The organism is Succinispira mobilis DSM 6222, from assembly GCF_000384135.1.
GTDB lineage: Bacteria > Bacillota > Negativicutes > Acidaminococcales > Succinispiraceae > Succinispira > Succinispira mobilis.
This window is the reverse complement of the sequence record NZ_KB913028.1, coordinates 244351-262725: the sequence shown is the minus strand read 5'-3', so window position 1 is coordinate 262725 and position 18375 is coordinate 244351. Positions and strand designations below refer to the sequence as shown.

Sequence of the window (18375 nt, the reverse complement as noted above, 5' to 3'; positions counted from 1 at the left end):
TTCACCTCAAAGCTATTTACCAATACAAAATCTGGAAAAAATTTCATTAATAATTTCATCTTGTACGCTCTCACCAGTAATACAGCCTAAATTATCAATACACAATCTTAAATCAATAACTGCACAATCTAAAGATATTCCCAGTTGCAAAGCCTGCTCAGCTTCTTGTAAATGCTGCGCCGCGGTCTGTAATAACTGTTCATGTCGAACATTTTGGATATATACATTATCCTCAAGCAACTGACCACTACTGCCAAATACTTGCTGAGTTAATTGCTCTTTAAATTCAGCCATGCCTTCTCCCGTTACCAAAGAAAGATAGATTGTTTTTTTCGGCTTATACAAGGCCAGTTGTGACTTAATTTTCTCTAAATCTGCTGGCACGTCAATTTTATTTACTAGGACAAAGTATTCTTGCTCCCCTATTGCTGCCAATAATTTTTCATCGTCTGCATTCAAGCCTTGAGATGCATCTAGCATTAATAAGACCAAATCCGCACTTTCTATATTGGAATAACTTTTAGCTACCCCTATTTTTTCAATTACATCTTCTGTCTCCCGAATACCTGCCGTATCTACAAGAACGATGGGGATACCAGCCACGATTAATTTTTCTTCAATAACATCACGTGTTGTCCCCGCAATGTTAGAAACAATTGCTCGCTCTTCTTGTAAAAGCAAGTTTAACAAACTAGATTTTCCCACATTAGGTTGACCCGTAATTACAACACGCAAGCCTTCTTTCAGTACCTTCCCGACTTTAGCACTATCCAATAATTCTTGTAGTTGTGTCTGCAAGGCTTGTAGTTTTGCGCTCACATCCTGAGCCGTTAAATCTTCAATATCTTCCTCAGGATAATCAATAACTGCTTCTAATTGTACCACAATATCTTTTAATAGTTGTCGATAGCTACTGATTTTTTTTGACAATAAACCTTTATGTTGTCGCATTGCCAGTTTTAAAGATGCCTGTGTTCTAGATTTTATTATATCAAGAACTGCTTCCGCTTGCGTTAAGTCTAAACGCCCATTTAAAAAAGCCCGCTGCGTAAATTCCCCAGGGTTTGCTAATCTAGCCCCATTTGCTAGCACTAAACTAAGGATTTTTTGCAATCCCGCAATACTAGAGTGAGCTTGAATTTCGACCACATCTTCAGCCGTATAAGAATGTGGTCCACGCATATAAACCACTAAAGCTTCATCAATAGCTTGCCCGTTAGGCTCAATTATCGTCCCATAAATTAAGCAGTGTGAATTGTTTTTTAATTTTTTTGAGCTTGCTGGCTGAAAAATTTTTTCTACAATCGCTAAACTTTTATTCCCACTAAGCCGTACAATTCCTATGCCACCTTCTCCTAAAGGCGTGGCAATAGCCGCTATAGTCATAACAACTATCCCTCCTGAAAAATTAAACCCAGTAATTTATTTATTACTGGGTTTATGATATCAAAATTACTTTTTCAATTCAATGACTACATAACGATAAGGTTCTTCACCTTCACTATTAGTTACAATGCGGCGATCCTCTTGTAAAGCTAAATGAATTACCTTGCGTTCATGCGGATTCATTGGTTCTAAAACAACTCTTTCACCTGTTCTCCGCACCTTACTAGCTAATCTTTTTGCTAAAGTAGTCAAGGTTTCCACCCGCCGACTGCGATAGTTTTCGACATCAATTACGATTCGAACACGTTGATTAGAATTTTTATTGGCAATCAAATTAGTGATATATTGCAACGAATCCAAAGTTTGTCCATGTTTACCAATTAAAATCCCTAAATCTTTCCCATGTAAATTAAAAGTAACCACACCATCAGCCGCCACTAGTTTTTCCATTAAAACTTCTAACTGCATATTTTTAAAGATGTTTTGCAAGAAATCCTTAGCCATTTCCACGGCTTGTTCTTGGGAAACTTTATCTACATTATCACTATCACTGGTTTCTAATACTGGTTCTTGTTCTAATTGATCTGCGAATTCATCTAGCTTGTCAGCCGCCTCACGCATTTGCTCAATTAAACTTACACGAACTTTGGCCATTTGTTTGCCAAATAACCCAAAAAACTTTTTACTGGATTCTTCTACTACTTCGATATTTACTTGTTCTTTTAGAACATTTAGCTCTTTTAATGCTGCCTCAACAGCTTCATCTACAGTTTTACCTGTTTTTTCTATAAAACTCATAAGCTCCCCCCACAAACGACTCCTACTTATTTTGCCTTTGCAGCCTCTTTTTGCATCATTAACCACTGTTGACCAATTTGCATAAAGTTAGTAATTATCCAATATAATACCAACCCTGCGGGAAATGTTAAACTAATATAGCCGATAAACACAGGCATAAAATACAGCATTACTTTATTTTGTGGATTTGTTACGTCTGTTATTGTTTGTTTAGATTGTACATAAGTCGACAATGCTGAAACAATCGGTAGAATATACGTTGGATCTGGAGCAGCTAAACTCTGTAACCACAAAAATGATGGTGTACCCACGTAACTAAAATCCCTAATTCCGTAGAAAATCGCAATTAAAATTGGCATTTGAATAATCATTGGCAAACAACCAGCTAACGGATTTATGCCCTCTGTTTTATACAAATTAGCCAACTCTACGTTTAAGCGTTCTTTATCATTTTTGTATTTTTCTTGTATCGCTTTCATTTTGGGTTGTAAATCTGACATCGCTTTCATTGATGAAATTTGCTTGGCAGTTACAGGATATAAAATTACTTTAATCATTACTGTCATCAGGATAATTGCCAAGCCGTAGCTTGGAAAGCCGATGCTATTTGTGACATTATAAAAAACTGTCAACACATTTTGAACTATTCCACTCAAAAAATCCAACCACTATCACTCCGTTTTTTGTTTATTTTTTAACCTGTCAAACAGGATCGTAGCCACCAGGATTAAAAGGATGACACTTGCAAAGTCTTTTTAAAGTCAAAAAAACCCCTCGTTTGCAACCATATTTTTCTATGGCCTGCATACTATAAGTAGAACAGGACGGATAAAATCTACAGTTATTGCCTAACAAAGGGGATATAGTAAGCTGATAACAACGTACTAACGCAATTAAAACTTTTTGTCCAATATGCATAAAATCAATCCTTATTGTGTGAATTCATTATGCCTGCTTTTTTTGCTAACCGCAAAAAAATTCTCTGATATACGGCAATTTCACTATTAATTAAAGCTTTGCGGGCTACCCAGACCAAATCATATCCGGGTTTCAATAATTGTTGTTGATGCCGAAAAACTTCCCGCATTTTACGTTTCAATCGATTGCGTAAGACTGCATTACCTAATTTTTTGCCTACGGCTAAGCCAATCCGTAAATTTTCGCTACCCGTAGAGAGTACATACAAGACCGAATAGTAGTCCACGTATGCTTTCCCTACGCGATAAACCATTTGAAAACCAGACTTGTTTGTTAGCTTATTTTTCTTGCGAAATGTAAATCTTTTTCTTTTTATCATATCTGACCCTATAACATCTACAATAATTTAAATAGGAAAAATAGGCCAACAAAAGTGGCCTATTATGCAGATATTTTCTTTCTGCCTCTCGCACGTCTTCTTTTCAAAACTTGGCGTCCACCTAAAGATTTCATACGCTCACGGAAACCATGAGTTCTTTTTCTCCACAAATTGTTTGGTTGGTATGTTCTTTTCACTACTAAACACCTCCTCAGTCAAATCTAATCAAAAATAGTACTATAGCTATTTTTTTTATTTAATATAGTCTATAAAACAAAAAAATTATTTCATAAACTCAAATTAACTTGTTGAAACTACAATTACATTTTAACTATATCGATTATAGTCTAGCTTGCCCCTCCTGTCAAGAAGCTATCTCGCTTTTAACTCTTAAAAAGATGTGTATAACTTTTTTATTGCTTGTGGAATAATATTTTCCTGTTGATAACTTACTTATAATCTGTTAAAATGTGGGTCGAGATAATATTTGAATTTGCAAAATATCACTACTTTCACCCATCTTATCCACAAATTAACCTTTTATCCACAGAGTTATCCACAAAAACGAAAATTAATCATATCTCCCCATTTTTCAAGTGAGGCAGATTATGATTAATATTTTTTTCGCACTAACACTTTTATTTTATGCACACAAAATATTTTTTTGTTGATAACTCTATCTTTTTTCCACAAACACCACCAACTACCAAAATAACTGAAAGGACTTACCTATGAACACAAAACAACTTGCGGACATCTGGGATTGTGTTTTAAAAGAAATGCAACCAACAGTATCCCCGATAATTTATTCCACTTGGTTTAAAACAGCCATACCGCTACGCATGGATGAAACTAATTTTGAAATAGGGGTACCTAAACAATTTGTTCAAGAATGGTTAGAACTAAATTATAAAGCCAGCCTCCAAGAAAAAATTAATAGCATAACCAAACAAAATTTAACCCTGAAAGTTATTAATTTAAATATTTCTGAAGAAGATCAGCCTCAAGCAAATTTTCAAGAAGAGTATCAGGCTGAACAGCCACCTACCAATAATACTTATAGATCGAATCAAACTAGCCGCAATGGGCTACAATTTTCACAGACATCAGAACGTTCGGATAAAAAACAGCTTTCTAATGTAACCAAAACTCAAAATTCGGAAACTGGCAATCTCTTTGCGCAAAACTTTTCCGAGGATTTAGATTCTAATTTAAATCCTAAATATATTTTTGAAAATTTTGTTACGGGCAGCTCCAACAGATTTGCCCATGCTGCAGCTTTAGCTGTGGCCGAAAATCCTGGTCGTGTTTATAATCCCCTATTTTTGTACGGTGGTGTTGGCTTGGGTAAAACCCATCTAATGCATGCCATCGGCAATAAAATTAAAAAAAATAATCCTGGACTTAAAGTTCTTTATATTTCCAGTGAAAAATTTACCAACGAATTAATTAATTCTATTCGAGACGGTAATCCCGAAGCCTTCCGACAAAAATACCGCAATATTGATTGCCTATTAGTAGATGATATTCAATTTTTATCCAAAAAAGAACATACTCAGGAAGAATTTTTCCATACTTTCAATACCTTACACGAAGCCAATAAACATATTATCATCTCTAGTGACCGTCAACCAAAAGAAATCCCTACCTTAGAGGACCGACTCCGTTCTCGTTTTGAATGGGGTTTAATTACGGATGTCCAGGCACCTGATTTAGAAACACGGATTGCTATTTTACGAAAAAAAGCCCTCTTAGAACAAATAGATATTCCCAATGATATTATGCTGCTCATTGCCAGTAGAATAGACAACAATATTCGAGAACTTGAAGGTGCTCTTATTCGTGTTATGGCCTACTCTTCTATTCATAAAGAACCTATTACCATGGAACTTGCTCAAAGTGCTTTAAAAGATATTTTCCCTGAAAATATTAAAAAACCAGTAACCATAGAAAAAATTCAAGAAATGGTTTCGGACTTCTATAAAATTAAACTTGAAGATTTTATGGCTAAAAAACGTACGCGCCAAATTGCTTATCCACGTCAAATTGCCATGTATCTTTGTCGAGAGCTTACCAATGCTTCCTTACCAAGAATTGGGGAAATGTTTGGCGGCCGAGATCATACAACAGTTATACATGCGCATGATAAAATTGCTCAAGAACGTTTGCAAGATTTAAAACTAGATAGTACTTTAAAAGATTTAGTAACTCGTATTCAAAGTTAATAACTTCTTAGTAACTATCTGTGTAATATGTGTATAACTTTCAACTTTAAAATTTCTGTGTATATGTGTATAACTCGATACAACTTATCCACAGTTTATTAAGCGCCTAAAAATAAGCTCTTTTCTCGGTTAGAGTAGTTATCAACATATCAACAGCCCCTACTACGACAACGACTATTATCTTTTATAAATAATAAGTAATATATATATTTAAGAGGTGGATAACATGCATATTATTTGCTCAACTTCAATTCTCAATAAAGCTTTACAAGCCTTACAAAAACCACTTACCAGTAAACAAGTAATACCTATTCTTACAGGTATTTATATAAAAACTTTAGATAACGCCATAGAACTACAAAGTGCCGATTTAGATTTTGCTGTAAAAATTACGATTCCAGCACAAATTCAAACTCCTGGTAAAATTGTTGTTTCTGGTCGCTATCTTACTGATGTTTTAAAAAGAACACCTAGTGATGAAATAGAAATTTTTAAAAATAACCAAGATAACCTAATTTATCTGCAAACACTTTCTTCAGAATATAATTTGCTAAGTATGCCCGTAGAAGATTATCCTCAATTAAGTGAAATAGATAAAAAAGCGGCAGTTTTAACTATTGATGCCCAAATGTTGAAAGATTTAATTACTAAAACAAGTTTTGCTTGTGCAAAAGACGATGCTCGTTCTGTTTTTAAAAGTGTTTTATTAGAAATAAAAGAAAATAATATCTCTTTTGTGGCTACAGATACGCATCGCTTAGCAATTAAAACTACAGTTTTAGAAAAAACTTATCCTGATATTAAAATTTTATTGCCGAATGAATTTTTAATTGAAGTTTCTAAAAACATTCCTACGAATCCTGAAGAAAAAATAAATATTAATTTTTTCTTAGAACATAAAAAAATTGCAGTGCAAATAGATAATTTGTATATGCAAACCTCTATTTTAGAAGGGGAGTTCCCAGATTATACTAGAGTAATTCCGAAAAATTTTACGATTAAAACTACGTTTAAAGTTGATGAATTAGTCGGTGCTGTCGAAAGAGCAGCTTTATTTTCTAAAGATGGTAAATATATTAATTTTCAAATTGAAAAACAAGAAATTATTATTACCGTAGATAACCCTGTACTCGGAAAAGCTAAAGAAGTTATTGGTTGTTTTACACAAGGAGATAGTTTAAATATAACTTTTAACTCGGAATATGTTATTCAAATTTTGAAAAGATTAGAAAAAGAAGAAGCAGAATTATTAATTAATACGGCTTTTGCTCCTTGTAGTATTCGTCAAATAGAAGATGAAAGCTATAATTATGTGTTATCACCCATGCGTGTAAATAATTAAAAATTAAGAAAAGAAGGCCGAAAATATGGAAAAAATAACTATTGAAATAGATACAGAATATATTGAGTTAAATAAACTCTTGAAAATGGTAAATTTAGCTGCTAGTGGTGGGGAAGCAAATACTTTAATTACTCAAGGATTAGTACAATTAGATGGAGAAGAAGTAACAGCAAAAAGAAAGAAAATCTATCCCAATACTACGGTAGTTGTTGAAAATTTATACAGTATTACTGTGTATAAAAATGCAAATAAATAGATTATTTCTTAAGGGGTTTAGAAATTATCTAAATTTAGACGTTGATTTTTCTAGAAAAATTAACGTCTTTTATGGCAAAAATGCTCAAGGAAAAAGTAGTATTTTGGAAGCAATCTATTATTTAAGTTTGTTATCTTCTTATCGGACAAATATTGAAAATGAACTAATAAATCATGGTAGTGAAGAATTTTTAGTTGCTGGACGTTATGAAAATATATATCAAAGCCATACCTGTAAAATCAAAAAAAACAAAACGACGCGAAAACGTCATTGTTACTTAAATGAAAAACTCTTAGGGGCGAAAGAATATATTGGAAATTTTAAAAGTGTACTATTTTCCCCGGAAGATCTAAAGATAATAAAGGGTGAACCAGCAACCAGAAGGCGCTTTATTAATATTCAAATTGCGCAAAATAATAGTTATTATTATAATTTGCTTTTAAAAAATCAAAATATTCTCAAACAGCGTAATAAACTATTAAAAGAAATTAGAGAAGGTCGATTACTAGCCTCACAATTAGTAGTTTGGAATGAACAATATGCTGAAATTAATTTAGAAATTATTAAAATTCGCGCGGAATTTTTTCGGGAGTTTTTACCGTTAGTTTCCCAGATTTATTTACAGCTGACCGGAACACATGAACGCTTAGACTGTCAATATTTAACAAATTGTGTTGAGTTGACAGCCACTAAATTCACAGTAACGGCTCAAGATAAAGCGAGTTTTCTAGAAAAGTTACATGTTAATTTACCGCTGGATTTAAAGAGGGGTAGCACTTCCCTAGGAGCACATAAAGATGATTGTCAATTTTTTTTAAATGAGCATGATGCGCATAAATTTGCCTCACAAGGACAACAACGAACAATTGTTTTATGTTTGAAGTTAGCGGAGATACTCTATATTTACCAAAAAGCCGGGGAATATCCTGTGTTATTACTAGATGATGTTTTAAGTGAATTAGACGAACAAAAAAAGCAAAAATTATTGGCTTTTGTTTGTGAAAAACTGCAATTATTTATTACTGTAACAGAAAAAGAATTATTACCTGATTCCTTATTAACAAATTCTGAAGTTGATTTTTTTCAAATACAAGCAGGTCAAGTTAAGAGGGATGTGTTATGAAAAAGCTAGAGAGTTTTTTAATTCCCTTATTGAAAAAACATATTGGCAGTAAAAAATATAATGAGTTGCGAATTATTCATAATTGGGCTCAAATTGTTGGCGAAGATTTAGCGGGCAAGTGTTTGCCACAGCGGGTGGAAAATGGGATTTTATTTATTTATTCTGAAAGTAGTATGCTAAATAGCCAACTGCTAATGATGCGTCGCGGAATAATTAAAGAGATAAATAATTTTTTGGCACATAATTTTATTAAAGATATTTTTTTTGTTCAGGGGAAAATTGAAAAACCAGTAAATATTGAAAACTCTATAGCAGCGAATATAAGTTTAACTAAAAAAAAACAGGACCAAATAATCATTAATTCTGAAGAAAAAGCACAAATAGAAAATTTATTATCTACAGTGCAGGATTTGGAATTAAAGGAAAAACTAGAAAAACTGTTGCTCGTTGATGTTAAATTTAAGAAACATTTAAAACTCCAAGGCTACTATGGCTGTAAAACTTGTGGGCAACTTATTAATCAAGCTGAATTTTGCCATAATTGTTTACAAATTCAAGAGCAAGAAAAAATTAAAAATCTTTGGGTCGTGTTTCAAGAAGTTCCTTACATAAATTACCAAGAGTGTCAAAAATATATTAAATGTGATACAATATTATTTGACTCTATTAAAGAAAAGTTAAAAAAACAACTGCAAGTTAAGCTGGAAAAACAAGTTAATAACCGGAAAGAATTATTAACGTATGTGATGCTTTGTACAGGAATTGCGCCTGATAAGTTAACAGAGAAAATAATTGCGGATACTTTAATGGAGATTGTGCATGTTAATAAAAAATGAGGAGAGTTTGTTTTGTTTTTACATATAGGCAATGATGTATTGATTAAATACAAAGAGATTATCGGGATTTTTGAGTTACAAGGAAATTTGTCGGAAGTACATAAACAAATTCAAGCGAATAATTTGTTTAATGACCGACAACATATTTATATAAATAAAAAAGATATTAAAAGCTGTGTTTTAACAGATAGAAATGTTTATTTTTCTAACATCTCATCAATAACCTTAAAGCGCAGAGGTCAAACATTATTAAGTGAGGTTTAATACAGTTAATATTTAAGTTGGAGGAAGACAATGTCAAATCAAGATGAGAGTATGGTGCAAAGCAGTTATAATGCTGGGCAGATTCAAGTACTAGAAGGTCTAGAAGCTGTACGCAAGCGTCCCGGCATGTATATTGGGAGTACTTCTAGTAAAGGTCTCCACCATTTAGTGACCGAAGTAGTGGATAACAGTATTGATGAAGCTTTAGCTGGCTATTGTAGCAAAATTAGTGTTAAAATTTGTAAAGATAATAGCATCATAGTTGAAGATGATGGCCGCGGTATTCCCGTTGATATGCATACAGTCGGCAAACCAGCGATTGAAGTAGTTATGACTATTTTACACGCCGGTGGTAAATTTGGTGGGGATGGTTATAAAGTTTCGGGCGGTTTGCATGGTGTTGGTGTTTCGGTAGTAAATGCGTTAAGTGAGTGGTTATATGCTGAAGTAAAGCGTAACGGCAAAACTTATCGAATTGGTTTTGCTTGTGGAATTACAACTAATCCTTTAGAAGTTATTGGTTCATCTGAACAAACAGGTACGAAAATTCATTTTAAACCCGATGTTACAATTTTTGAAGACACCGTTTATTCTTTTGATATTTTAAAGCATCGCATTCGCGAGTTAGCATTTTTAAATAGAGGAATTTATGTAACTTTAATTGATGAGCGCCCTGAAGAAGCTTATCAAGAAATTTTTCATTATGAAGGTGGCTTAAATTCTTTTGTTGAATATTTAAATGAAAATAAAGATAGCTTACATCAACCACCAATTTTTATTAGTGGAAAAAAAGATGACGTAGTAGTAGAGTTATCTATGCAATATAACGATAGCTATAGCGAAAATATCTATTCTTTTGTTAATAATATTAATACTGAAGAGGGTGGAACGCACTTAAGTGGCTTTAAAATAGCCTTAACTCGTTCAATTAATGATTATGCTAAGAAAAATAATATTTTAAAAGATGCGGAAGAAAATCTCTCCGGTGATGATGTGCGTGAGGGCTTAACTGCAGTTTTAAGTATTAAGATTCGTGAACCACAATTTGAAGGTCAAACCAAGACTAAACTAGGTAATAGTGAAGTGCGCGGAATTGTTGATAATCTTGTATCAGAAGGATTGAATGAATTTTTTGAAGAAAATCCTTTAGTAATTAAGAAAATTATCGAAAAAGCGTTAATGGCAGCAAGAGCACGGGCCGCAGCTCGTAAAGCTCGTGAACTTACTAGACGTAAAAGTGTTTTAGATGGTAGTTCTTTGCCTGGTAAATTGGCTGATTGTTCAATTCGGGATTCGGAACAAGCGGAAATCTTTTTAGTCGAAGGGGACTCAGCGGGTGGTTCAGCAAAACAAGGGCGCGATCGTCGTTTTCAAGCAATTTTACCTTTAAGAGGTAAGATTTTAAATGTTGAAAAAGCGCGTTTGGATAAAATTTTAAATAACGAAGAAATTAGAGCCATGATCACAGCTTTTGGTAGTGGGATTGGGGAAGAGTTCGATGTAGCTAAAGCTCGTTATGGTAAAATTATCATCATGACAGATGCTGACGTAGATGGGGCACATATTCGTACCTTGCTATTAACTTTCTTCTATCGGTATATGCAGCCTTTGATTCGTGAAGGCAAAGTGTTTATTGCGCAACCACCTTTATATTTGGTAAAAAAAGGTCGCGAACAATGGTATATTTATAATGATAATGACTTAAATGTTTTGCTAACTAGAATTGGCCGCGATAATATTTATATTCAACGTTACAAAGGTTTGGGCGAAATGAACGCTGAACAACTTTGGGAAACTACTATGAATCCCGAGGAGCGTTTAATTTTAAAAGTAACTATTGATGATGCCATTGCGGCAGATAGTATTTTTTCCGTTTTAATGGGCGACAAAGTAGAACCAAGACGGAAATTTATTGAGGACAATGCCAAATTAGTAAGAAATCTTGATATTTAATTTATAAAAAATTTTAGAAAGGATGTTACGTATGCGTTTTGATGATGAAATAAATTTTGACAATTACGATAAAGAACGTTTGCGGGAGCAAATTCAAAATCCTTTATTTAGAGCCGCCAATAAAAAATTATGTTTGGCTTTTGAGCAATATGAAGCGGAAGAACAGGCAGTAGTAGTAGTAAGGGAATTTTTGCGAGAAAATCAAGGTGCTAGTTTTTTAAAGGTAATTGAATCGACTGGTGTAGAAATAGCAATTTTGGAAAAATTAATTGATAAAGGGCGAGTAGAAATAGATATTAGCCCCAAAGACCAAGCTGTTTTAGAGCGAATTAAGCATGAATTTGCCAATGATATTGAAGCGGTAACATTGGAATTAGTGAAAAAGCAACGTGAAAAACAAGCTCAAAACAGTGAACATAACGGACCGCGTATGTATACAAGTAGATAGGAGGTATAGTTATGAAAATAAAAAAGAACTTATCTGATGAAGATATGTTGCGCGGATTTTCAGAAACGCTATCTTTTGAAAATAGCATCCAACCACAAGAAGCAGCGAATAGTAGGCTGAAAAACAATAAAAAAAGCGGAGCTGAAGCCAGTAATGTTTTTTTACCAGCGGAAATTGAAGAAAAATTTTCTAAGTTAATGCTAGAAATGCGGACACAATTACTGAAGGATAAAAAAACTAATGTGGAATGGAAAGTTAAAAAAGAGAATAATCAAATAATAATTTATGTAAAAGAAAAACAATAAATTCAAAATCCTTCCAAGGTTAGTTTGTTGGGAGGATTTTTGACTTGTGATAAAGTAGGTTGAGAAAATGACGGGAAAAGTAAGGCTAGTTGATGTTACCTTGACTTTTAATACTCAAGTTTTTTTTACCAATCTTTTAGTCGCTGGGGGACGTAAACCTAAGAAAAAATTTTTACGGGCTTTAGCTACCGAGAAGCGAATTTTTTGTGCTGATCGTGGTTTAAATATTTGCTATAAAGCCCAGCTAAAACCGCAAATGGTTTTAGGAGATTTAGATAGTGTTTCTACAACCGCGATTGCTTGGGCGGAAAAAAACAAAGTATTAGTTGAAAAACTTAATCCTAACAAAGATGATACAGATTTTAAAATACTATTAGACAGGATTGTTAAAGATAATCCTAATGATTTGCTTTGTACTGGAGTTTTTGCAGGGCGTTTTGATCATTTATGGAGTTTATTTAATTATGTTGTGGCCTACCAAAACAAGTATAAGCGACGGATAATTTTAGTAGATCAAAAAGAAATAATTTTCTTTTTAGATAAAATAGATGAGCAGGTAATTATTGAATACCAAGCTAAGGTGAAAAATATTTCTTTATTACCTTTAGCTAAAACTAGTTATGTGAGTATTACTGGGGTAAAATGGCCTCTACATGAAAAAAAATTAGAAAAACAACAGCCTTTTAGTATTAGTAATGAATTTGAGTTAAATAAAGATGCACATATTTGTTTACAAAGTGGCTGTGTAGCAGTTTATATTCAAAGATAGGCGGTGAAGTGTTTGGATTTAGAGCTAATTATGTTTTTGCTAAGCGCCGGTTTTGTGGCTGCATTTTTTGATTCGGTTGTTGGCGGTGGCGGTTTAATTAGTACACCAGCATTGATGATGACTGGCTTACCAATTAATATTGTTTTAGGTACTAATAAAATGGCTAGTATTATGTGTAGCAGTACCAGTACCCTTACTTTTTTTCGCTCAGGTAAAATCAATTTAGCGGCAATTAAATATCCTTTTATTTTAGCAATTTTAGGTTCAATGCTAGGTGCTTCTTCAATAAAATTAATTCCCGTAGCTTATTTAAAGAATATTATTATTGTTATGTTGGCCTTAGTAGCTATTTATACTTTTTTTCGAAAAGATTGGGGCGAAATATCGACTTATGGAGCCACACGTAAAAATAGTGTAATAGCTCTATTATTTGCACTAGTTTTAGGTTTTTATGATGGTTTTTTTGGTCCAGGAACAGGTTCTTTTCTGATATTTGCCTTTTTACTTATCGGTTTTGATTTTGTAACAGCGGCAGGCAATGCTAAAGCTTTGAATTTTGCTAGTAATCTAGGTGCTTTGGTAACTTTTATTTATATGGATAGTGTGAATTATGCTTATGGTTTAGTTATGGGGGTAGCAATGATTGCTGGGGCTTTAGTGGGAGCTAGATTTGCGATAAACAAAGGAGTTACTTATGTGCGTCCTTTGTTTTTAATGGTTACAATGGCTATGATTGGCAAACAATTATGGGATATCGCGGTAAAGTAAATTTTTAATTAAGAAAATTTTTGTGGGGTGAGATTGTGGATTTTGGCTTAGGAAGAGTTAGACCAATAGAAATAGACAAAGAAATGAAAAATTCTTATATTGATTACGCAATGAGTGTAATTGTAATGCGGGCTTTGCCAGATGTTCGTGATGGCTTTAAACCAGTACATCGACGTATTTTATATGCAATGCATGAAGCTGGTATGGCGGCTAATAAGCCTTATAAGAAATCAGCGAGAATTGTCGGGGAAGTACTAGGTAAGTATCATCCTCATGGTGACCAGTCAGTGTATAGTTCTATTGTACGGATGGCACAGGATTTTTCCACCCGTTACTTATTAGTAGATGGACATGGAAACTTTGGTTCGGTAGATGGTGACTCGGCAGCAGCAATGCGTTACACTGAAGTAAGAATGAGTAAAATTTCAGAATATATGTTGGCAGATATCGAAAAAGATGTCGTGAAATTTACTCCCAACTATGATGAATCTTTACAAGAACCAGAAGTTTTACCAGCACGGATTCCTAATTTACTGGTAAATGGCTCATCTGGTATTGCTGTAGGGATGGCTACTAATATTCCCCCGCATAATCTTAGTGAGGTTGTAGATGGAATAGTAGCTTTAATTGATAATCCTGAGGCCGAGTTACCTGAATTAATGCAACATATTAAAGGTCCAGATTTCCCAACTGGGGCGATGATTTTAGGTAATGAAGGTATTCATGAAGCTTATGCAACTGGTCGTGGTGTTGTAAAAATTAGAGCTAAAGCACAAATTGAACGCATGAGTAATGGTAAGGAACGTATTTTAGTTACGGAAATTCCTTATCAAGTAAACAAAAGTCGTTTAATCGAAGGTATTGCTCATTTGGTAAATGAAAAAATTATCGAAGGTATTACAGATTTACGTGACGAAAGTGATCGGCAAGGCATGCGGATTATTATTGAGTTGAAACGTGATGCTAATGCTAATGTAATTTTAAATCAATTATACAAACACACAAAAATGCAAGATTCTTTTGGGATTATTATGCTGGCGTTGGTAGACGGGAAGCCAGAAGTTTTAAACTTAAAACAGGTCTTAGTACATTATATTAATCATCAACGCGATATTTTGGTAAAACGTAGTACTTATGAATTAAATAAAGCCAAAGATCGGGCGCATATTTTAGAAGGTTTAAGAATTGCTCTAAAAAATATTGATAATGTTATTAAGATTATTCGTTCTTCTTCTGATACCGATGCTGCTAAAACCGGTTTAAGTGAAGCTTTGAGTATTTCTGATAAACAAATTCAAGCAATTTTAGAAATGCGTTTGCAACGCTTGGTTGGTTTAGAACAAGAAAAAATTGATAATGAATACAAACAGATATTAGAGACGATTAATTATTTAGAAAGTCTTTTACATAGTGATGAAAAGATTATGCAAGTGGTGAAAGAAGATTTATTAGAAGTTAAAAAGAAATTTGGTGATGCTCGGAAAACTATCATTACGATTGATAATTCCCAAATTCCCGTAGAAGATTTGATTGCGGTAGAAGATATTGTTATTACGATAACTCACAATGGCTATATTAAGCGTTTGCCAACAGACACTTATAAAAATCAAAAACGTGGTGGGCGCGGTGTTACTGGTATGGGGACCAAGGAAGAAGATTTTGTTGAGCATTTATTTATTACGACCACACATCATAATATTTTGGTATTTACTAATCGGGGTCGGATGTATCAAATAAAAGGTTATGAAATCCCAGAAGCAAGCCGCACGGCTAAAGGTACAGCAATTGTAAATTTATTGCAGTTTGAACCGCAGGAAAAAATTAATACGGTTATTTCTGTAGAAGGTTTTACGGCCGATAAAATGTTGTTTATGGCTACTAACATGGGTACTGTAAAAAAATGTCGACTTACAGATTTTGGCAATACCCGTAAGGGTGGTTTGAACGCGATTAGTTTATTAGAAAATGAAGAACTAATTAGTGTTAAATTGACGGATGGTAATTCTAATATTATTATGGCTACTAAACTTGGACTATCTATTCATTTTTCAGAGCAAGATGTACGGGTTATGGGTAGAACAGCTCGTGGGGTACGTGGACTTGCACTTAAGAAAAATGATTCAGTGGTAGCTATGGATGTAGTCCGTGATGATAGCTATATTTTGACTATTACGGAAGAAGGGTTAGGAAAAAGGACCTTAATATCTGAATATCGGGCTCAAACTAGGGGCGGTAAAGGTATTATTAATATTAAGATTAATGAAAGAACTGGTGTAGTTGCTGGTGTGCGGATAGTTCGCGAAGATGATGAATTGATCGTCATTTCTAGTGAAGGGATAGTTATTCGGACGGATGTTAATGCCATTTCCATTGTGGGTCGCAGTGCTCAAGGCGTTAAAGTTATGCGTCTTGATGATGGCGATAAGGTTGTTGCCTTAGCGACTGTAAATAAAAAAATAATCGAAGAATAAAAAATGAAAACGAGTAACACAGGTATTTTCCTGTAGTTACTCGTTTTTTGCGCCTATAAGCTTAGTTGGTGATATTTAGTTGCTGAAAGAGCTTATAGTGTTAACTATAGTTAGGGATGGAATTTATAGTGTTTATTTACCCCTCTTTACCAAGTGCTAAGTTGATCGAGTTGTCTGTTTTGGAGAAAATAAAAGTCATAAGCTTGCTGTTTTTTAGCTTTGGTAAGCTTGTCATGCACCTGTTGTTGACAGTGTGGGCAAGTATCGTGATTTATAATATAAATAATAGTGCTATGGGCACGGGTTTTACTAATAATCTCTAAATAACCGGAGCAATTGTTGCAATAAAAGGCCGTTTCTTGTTGCTGTTCTTGTAAATTACTGTGATCATAAAAAATATGTTTATCGCGTCGGAAAACACCTTGGGCTTGTGCCAGTAACTCTTGTTGTTTTTGCTTACGATTTTGCCAAATATTTTGGGTGTGTTTGATTAAGTGTTCAAGATGCTTAGTACAAGCTACAGGTTGCGAACGTAAATAGTCTGGTTGCGATGGTTCTTGAACACAACTGAAATCCAAGTTCGCCATGGCTAAAATAATACCAGTATTAATATAGGGTAGAGCTTGAGTTACGGAATAGCCGCCTTCTAGTACCGCAATATCAGCTTGAAGTTTACTGGCTAACTTAGCATAACCTTGAGCGGTAAAGTGCATAGAAGCTAGGGGATCGGTAAAGTGATTGTCTTGTCCAGCAGAGTTGATAATTAAATCTGGAGCAAAATCTTGTAAAATTGGTTGGATTAACTCATCAAATAGCAGATGAATACCAGCGTCACCAGTTTCAGGTAGCAAGGGCAGGTTAATAGTGCTTGCATAAGCGGCTGGACTACCTAACTCATTGTTAAAGCCTGAACCAGGATAAAGCGTGCGTCCATCTTGATGAAAAGAAATAAATAAGGTATTGGGATCATGGTAGTAGATATCTTGAGTGCCATCGCCATGATGCACGTCCGTATCCACAATCGCGACTTTTTTGATACCATAAGTTTGGCGGAGGTATTCAATCATAATTGCCTCAATATTTATTGTGCAAAAACCGCGAATGCCTTGAACTACGCGCATCGCATGATGTCCAGGGGGGCGTACTAAGGCAAAAGCACGTTGAACTTCTTGGCGCAGCACGCTATCGGCGGCCACTAAACAACCGCCAGCTGAAACTAAATGTGCGGGAGTTAACAGTTTATCTAAATTAGGCCCGATATGTACACGCTGAATATCAGCTAAAGTAGCCAGACGCGGTTTATATTCTTGAATATTAGCTAAATCAAAAATTCCTTCTTCTGTCAGTTGATCGCGGGTATATAACAGCCTTTCTTTACGTTCAGGGTGGGTAGGACTAAGCATCCAGTCAAAGGCTGGAAAAAAAATTAAGCCTAAATCTTTTGGACATTTATACATATTACTGCACCTCCAGTAAAGAAAAAGCAATACCTGGTTGAATTTGTAAAGTTAGATTTATTGCAAGCCCTTGTTGGTAATTTTGCAAGATTGGATATTCTTCATGATTTACCACTTTAATATCTGTAGCATCAATCGCTAAATTGTTTTGGGCGGCTAAAGCTAATAAATGCTCTTTAGCTATTTGATAAGCTATTTGGCTGGTGAAATTTGGTTGTGTGGGAAATTTTTGACTAGCTTGCGATAAAGTATAGTAACCACTTAACGTATTGGCTTGTAGGTTGACCATAATGGTCGGTTTTGCTAAAGCCGCGCCGACAGCATTGGTTACGGCAGCAAACTCTGGGATTATATATTCTAAAGCTAGTTCTTGAGCTATTAAAGGAATTAAGCCTGCCGCAGCGCCGCCCACACCAATAAGTGTCGTTGGTTGAAATAACTTAGGTTGCGTAATATCAGCTACGGTATAGACTGGTTGACGATTAAGTTCACTTAGTAGCGCTTGAATTGTTTGCTTAAACTGCTGCAAAGCAATTTGCAAAATTTGTTTCGCCACGCTTAGAGCGGGATATTGGGGAAAATTATTCTGTAAATAAGTTTGCACTAGCAGTTTATCGCCGAGGGAAATTAAATCTAAATAGGCTAAAATATCCGTTAAGGTTAAACTTGTACCTTGA

The 18375-nt window shown here is 34.3% G+C and carries 20 protein-coding genes (1 of these 20 only partly in view); 12 read left to right on the top strand and 8 right to left on the bottom strand.

Annotation, left to right across the window (positions count from 1 at the left end; genetic code table 11):
* Window positions 1-12: 12 nt before the first annotated feature.
* The 6 genes from mnmE to rpmH form a co-directional block, all read right to left on the bottom strand.
* On the bottom strand, window positions 13-1386 hold the full coding sequence (gene mnmE, locus SUCMO_RS0101265) for a tRNA uridine-5-carboxymethylaminomethyl(34) synthesis GTPase MnmE (RefSeq protein WP_019878575.1): 1374 nt from the start codon (window positions 1384-1386) through the stop codon (window positions 13-15).
* Between the two features lie 66 nt (window positions 1387-1452).
* On the bottom strand, window positions 1453-2184 hold the full coding sequence (gene jag / locus SUCMO_RS0101260) for an RNA-binding cell elongation regulator Jag/EloR (protein WP_019878574.1): 732 nt from the start codon (window positions 2182-2184) through the stop codon (window positions 1453-1455).
* 26 nt (window positions 2185-2210) lie between these two features.
* Window positions 2211-2849, bottom strand: coding sequence for a YidC/Oxa1 family membrane protein insertase (locus tag SUCMO_RS0101255; RefSeq protein ID WP_019878573.1), 639 nt, complete (start codon window positions 2847-2849; stop codon window positions 2211-2213).
* Between the two features lie 37 nt (window positions 2850-2886).
* Window positions 2887-3102 carry a membrane protein insertion efficiency factor YidD gene (yidD, locus tag SUCMO_RS0101250; protein WP_019878572.1) on the bottom strand — a complete coding sequence of 72 codons (216 nt, stop codon included), beginning with the start codon at window positions 3100-3102 and terminating at the stop codon, window positions 2887-2889.
* A gap of 4 nt (window positions 3103-3106) precedes the next feature.
* Complete coding sequence (gene rnpA / locus SUCMO_RS10090; RefSeq protein WP_019878571.1) at window positions 3107-3481, bottom strand: ribonuclease P protein component; 375 nt, start codon at window positions 3479-3481, stop codon at window positions 3107-3109.
* 62 nt (window positions 3482-3543) lie between these two features.
* Complete coding sequence (rpmH, locus tag SUCMO_RS0101240) at window positions 3544-3678, bottom strand: 50S ribosomal protein L34 (RefSeq protein ID WP_019878570.1); 135 nt, start codon at window positions 3676-3678, stop codon at window positions 3544-3546.
* A gap of 534 nt (window positions 3679-4212) precedes the next feature.
* Between rpmH and dnaA the strand changes: the two genes are divergently transcribed.
* The 12 genes from dnaA to gyrA all read left to right on the top strand — a co-directional run bounded on the left by dnaA (window position 4213) and on the right by gyrA (window position 16241).
* A complete protein-coding gene (gene dnaA / locus SUCMO_RS0101235; protein ID WP_019878569.1) occupies window positions 4213-5706 on the top strand; it encodes a chromosomal replication initiator protein DnaA in 1494 nt (497 codons plus the stop codon).
* A gap of 226 nt (window positions 5707-5932) precedes the next feature.
* On the top strand, window positions 5933-7048 hold the full coding sequence (gene dnaN / locus SUCMO_RS0101230; protein WP_019878568.1) for a DNA polymerase III subunit beta: 1116 nt from the start codon (window positions 5933-5935) through the stop codon (window positions 7046-7048).
* A 25-nt stretch (window positions 7049-7073) separates the two neighbouring features.
* The gene (locus SUCMO_RS0101225) at window positions 7074-7304 is read left to right on the top strand and encodes an RNA-binding S4 domain-containing protein (protein ID WP_019878566.1); all 231 of its coding nucleotides are present in this window, start codon (window positions 7074-7076) and stop codon (window positions 7302-7304) included.
* Complete coding sequence (recF, locus tag SUCMO_RS0101220) at window positions 7291-8427, top strand: DNA replication/repair protein RecF (RefSeq protein ID WP_019878564.1); 1137 nt, start codon at window positions 7291-7293, stop codon at window positions 8425-8427. The genes SUCMO_RS0101225 and recF overlap by 14 nt, the downstream gene beginning before the upstream one ends.
* Window positions 8424-9263 carry a DciA family protein gene (locus SUCMO_RS0101215; RefSeq protein ID WP_019878563.1) on the top strand — a complete coding sequence of 280 codons (840 nt, stop codon included), beginning with the start codon at window positions 8424-8426 and terminating at the stop codon, window positions 9261-9263. The genes recF and SUCMO_RS0101215 overlap by 4 nt, the downstream gene beginning before the upstream one ends.
* Before the next feature lie 12 nt (window positions 9264-9275).
* Complete coding sequence (remB, locus tag SUCMO_RS0101210; RefSeq protein ID WP_019878562.1) at window positions 9276-9527, top strand: extracellular matrix regulator RemB; 252 nt, start codon at window positions 9276-9278, stop codon at window positions 9525-9527.
* A 30-nt stretch (window positions 9528-9557) separates the two neighbouring features.
* A complete protein-coding gene (gyrB, locus tag SUCMO_RS0101205; RefSeq protein ID WP_019878561.1) occupies window positions 9558-11480 on the top strand; it encodes a DNA topoisomerase (ATP-hydrolyzing) subunit B in 1923 nt (640 codons plus the stop codon).
* A 31-nt stretch (window positions 11481-11511) separates the two neighbouring features.
* Window positions 11512-11928, top strand: coding sequence for a hypothetical protein (locus tag SUCMO_RS0101200; protein ID WP_019878560.1), 417 nt, complete (start codon window positions 11512-11514; stop codon window positions 11926-11928).
* Between the two features lie 11 nt (window positions 11929-11939).
* Window positions 11940-12233: a hypothetical protein gene (locus SUCMO_RS0101195; protein WP_019878559.1), complete on the top strand. Its 294-nt coding sequence runs from the start codon at window positions 11940-11942 to the stop codon at window positions 12231-12233.
* 67 nt (window positions 12234-12300) lie between these two features.
* Window positions 12301-13002 (top strand): thiamine diphosphokinase, encoded by a 702-nt coding sequence (locus tag SUCMO_RS0101190; protein ID WP_019878558.1) that lies wholly within the window; start codon window positions 12301-12303, stop codon window positions 13000-13002.
* 30 nt (window positions 13003-13032) lie between these two features.
* Window positions 13033-13770, top strand: coding sequence for a TSUP family transporter (locus SUCMO_RS0101185; protein WP_051084563.1), 738 nt, complete (start codon window positions 13033-13035; stop codon window positions 13768-13770).
* A gap of 35 nt (window positions 13771-13805) precedes the next feature.
* Complete coding sequence (gyrA, locus tag SUCMO_RS0101180) at window positions 13806-16241, top strand: DNA gyrase subunit A (protein ID WP_019878555.1); 2436 nt, start codon at window positions 13806-13808, stop codon at window positions 16239-16241.
* 146 nt (window positions 16242-16387) lie between these two features.
* On the opposite strand, the gene SUCMO_RS0101175 is transcribed toward gyrA, so the two are convergent.
* Entirely contained in the window at window positions 16388-17698 is a 1311-nt protein-coding gene (locus SUCMO_RS0101175; RefSeq protein WP_019878554.1) for a histone deacetylase family protein, read from the bottom strand.
* A 1-nt stretch (window position 17699) separates the two neighbouring features.
* Window positions 17700-18375, bottom strand: the final stretch of a protein-coding gene (locus tag SUCMO_RS0101170) for a hydantoinase/oxoprolinase family protein (protein WP_019878553.1). Its footprint extends 962 nt past the window's final position; the window shows 676 of its 1638 coding nt (coding positions 963-1638); its start codon lies beyond the right edge, outside the window — the gene reads right to left on this strand; the stop codon is at window positions 17700-17702.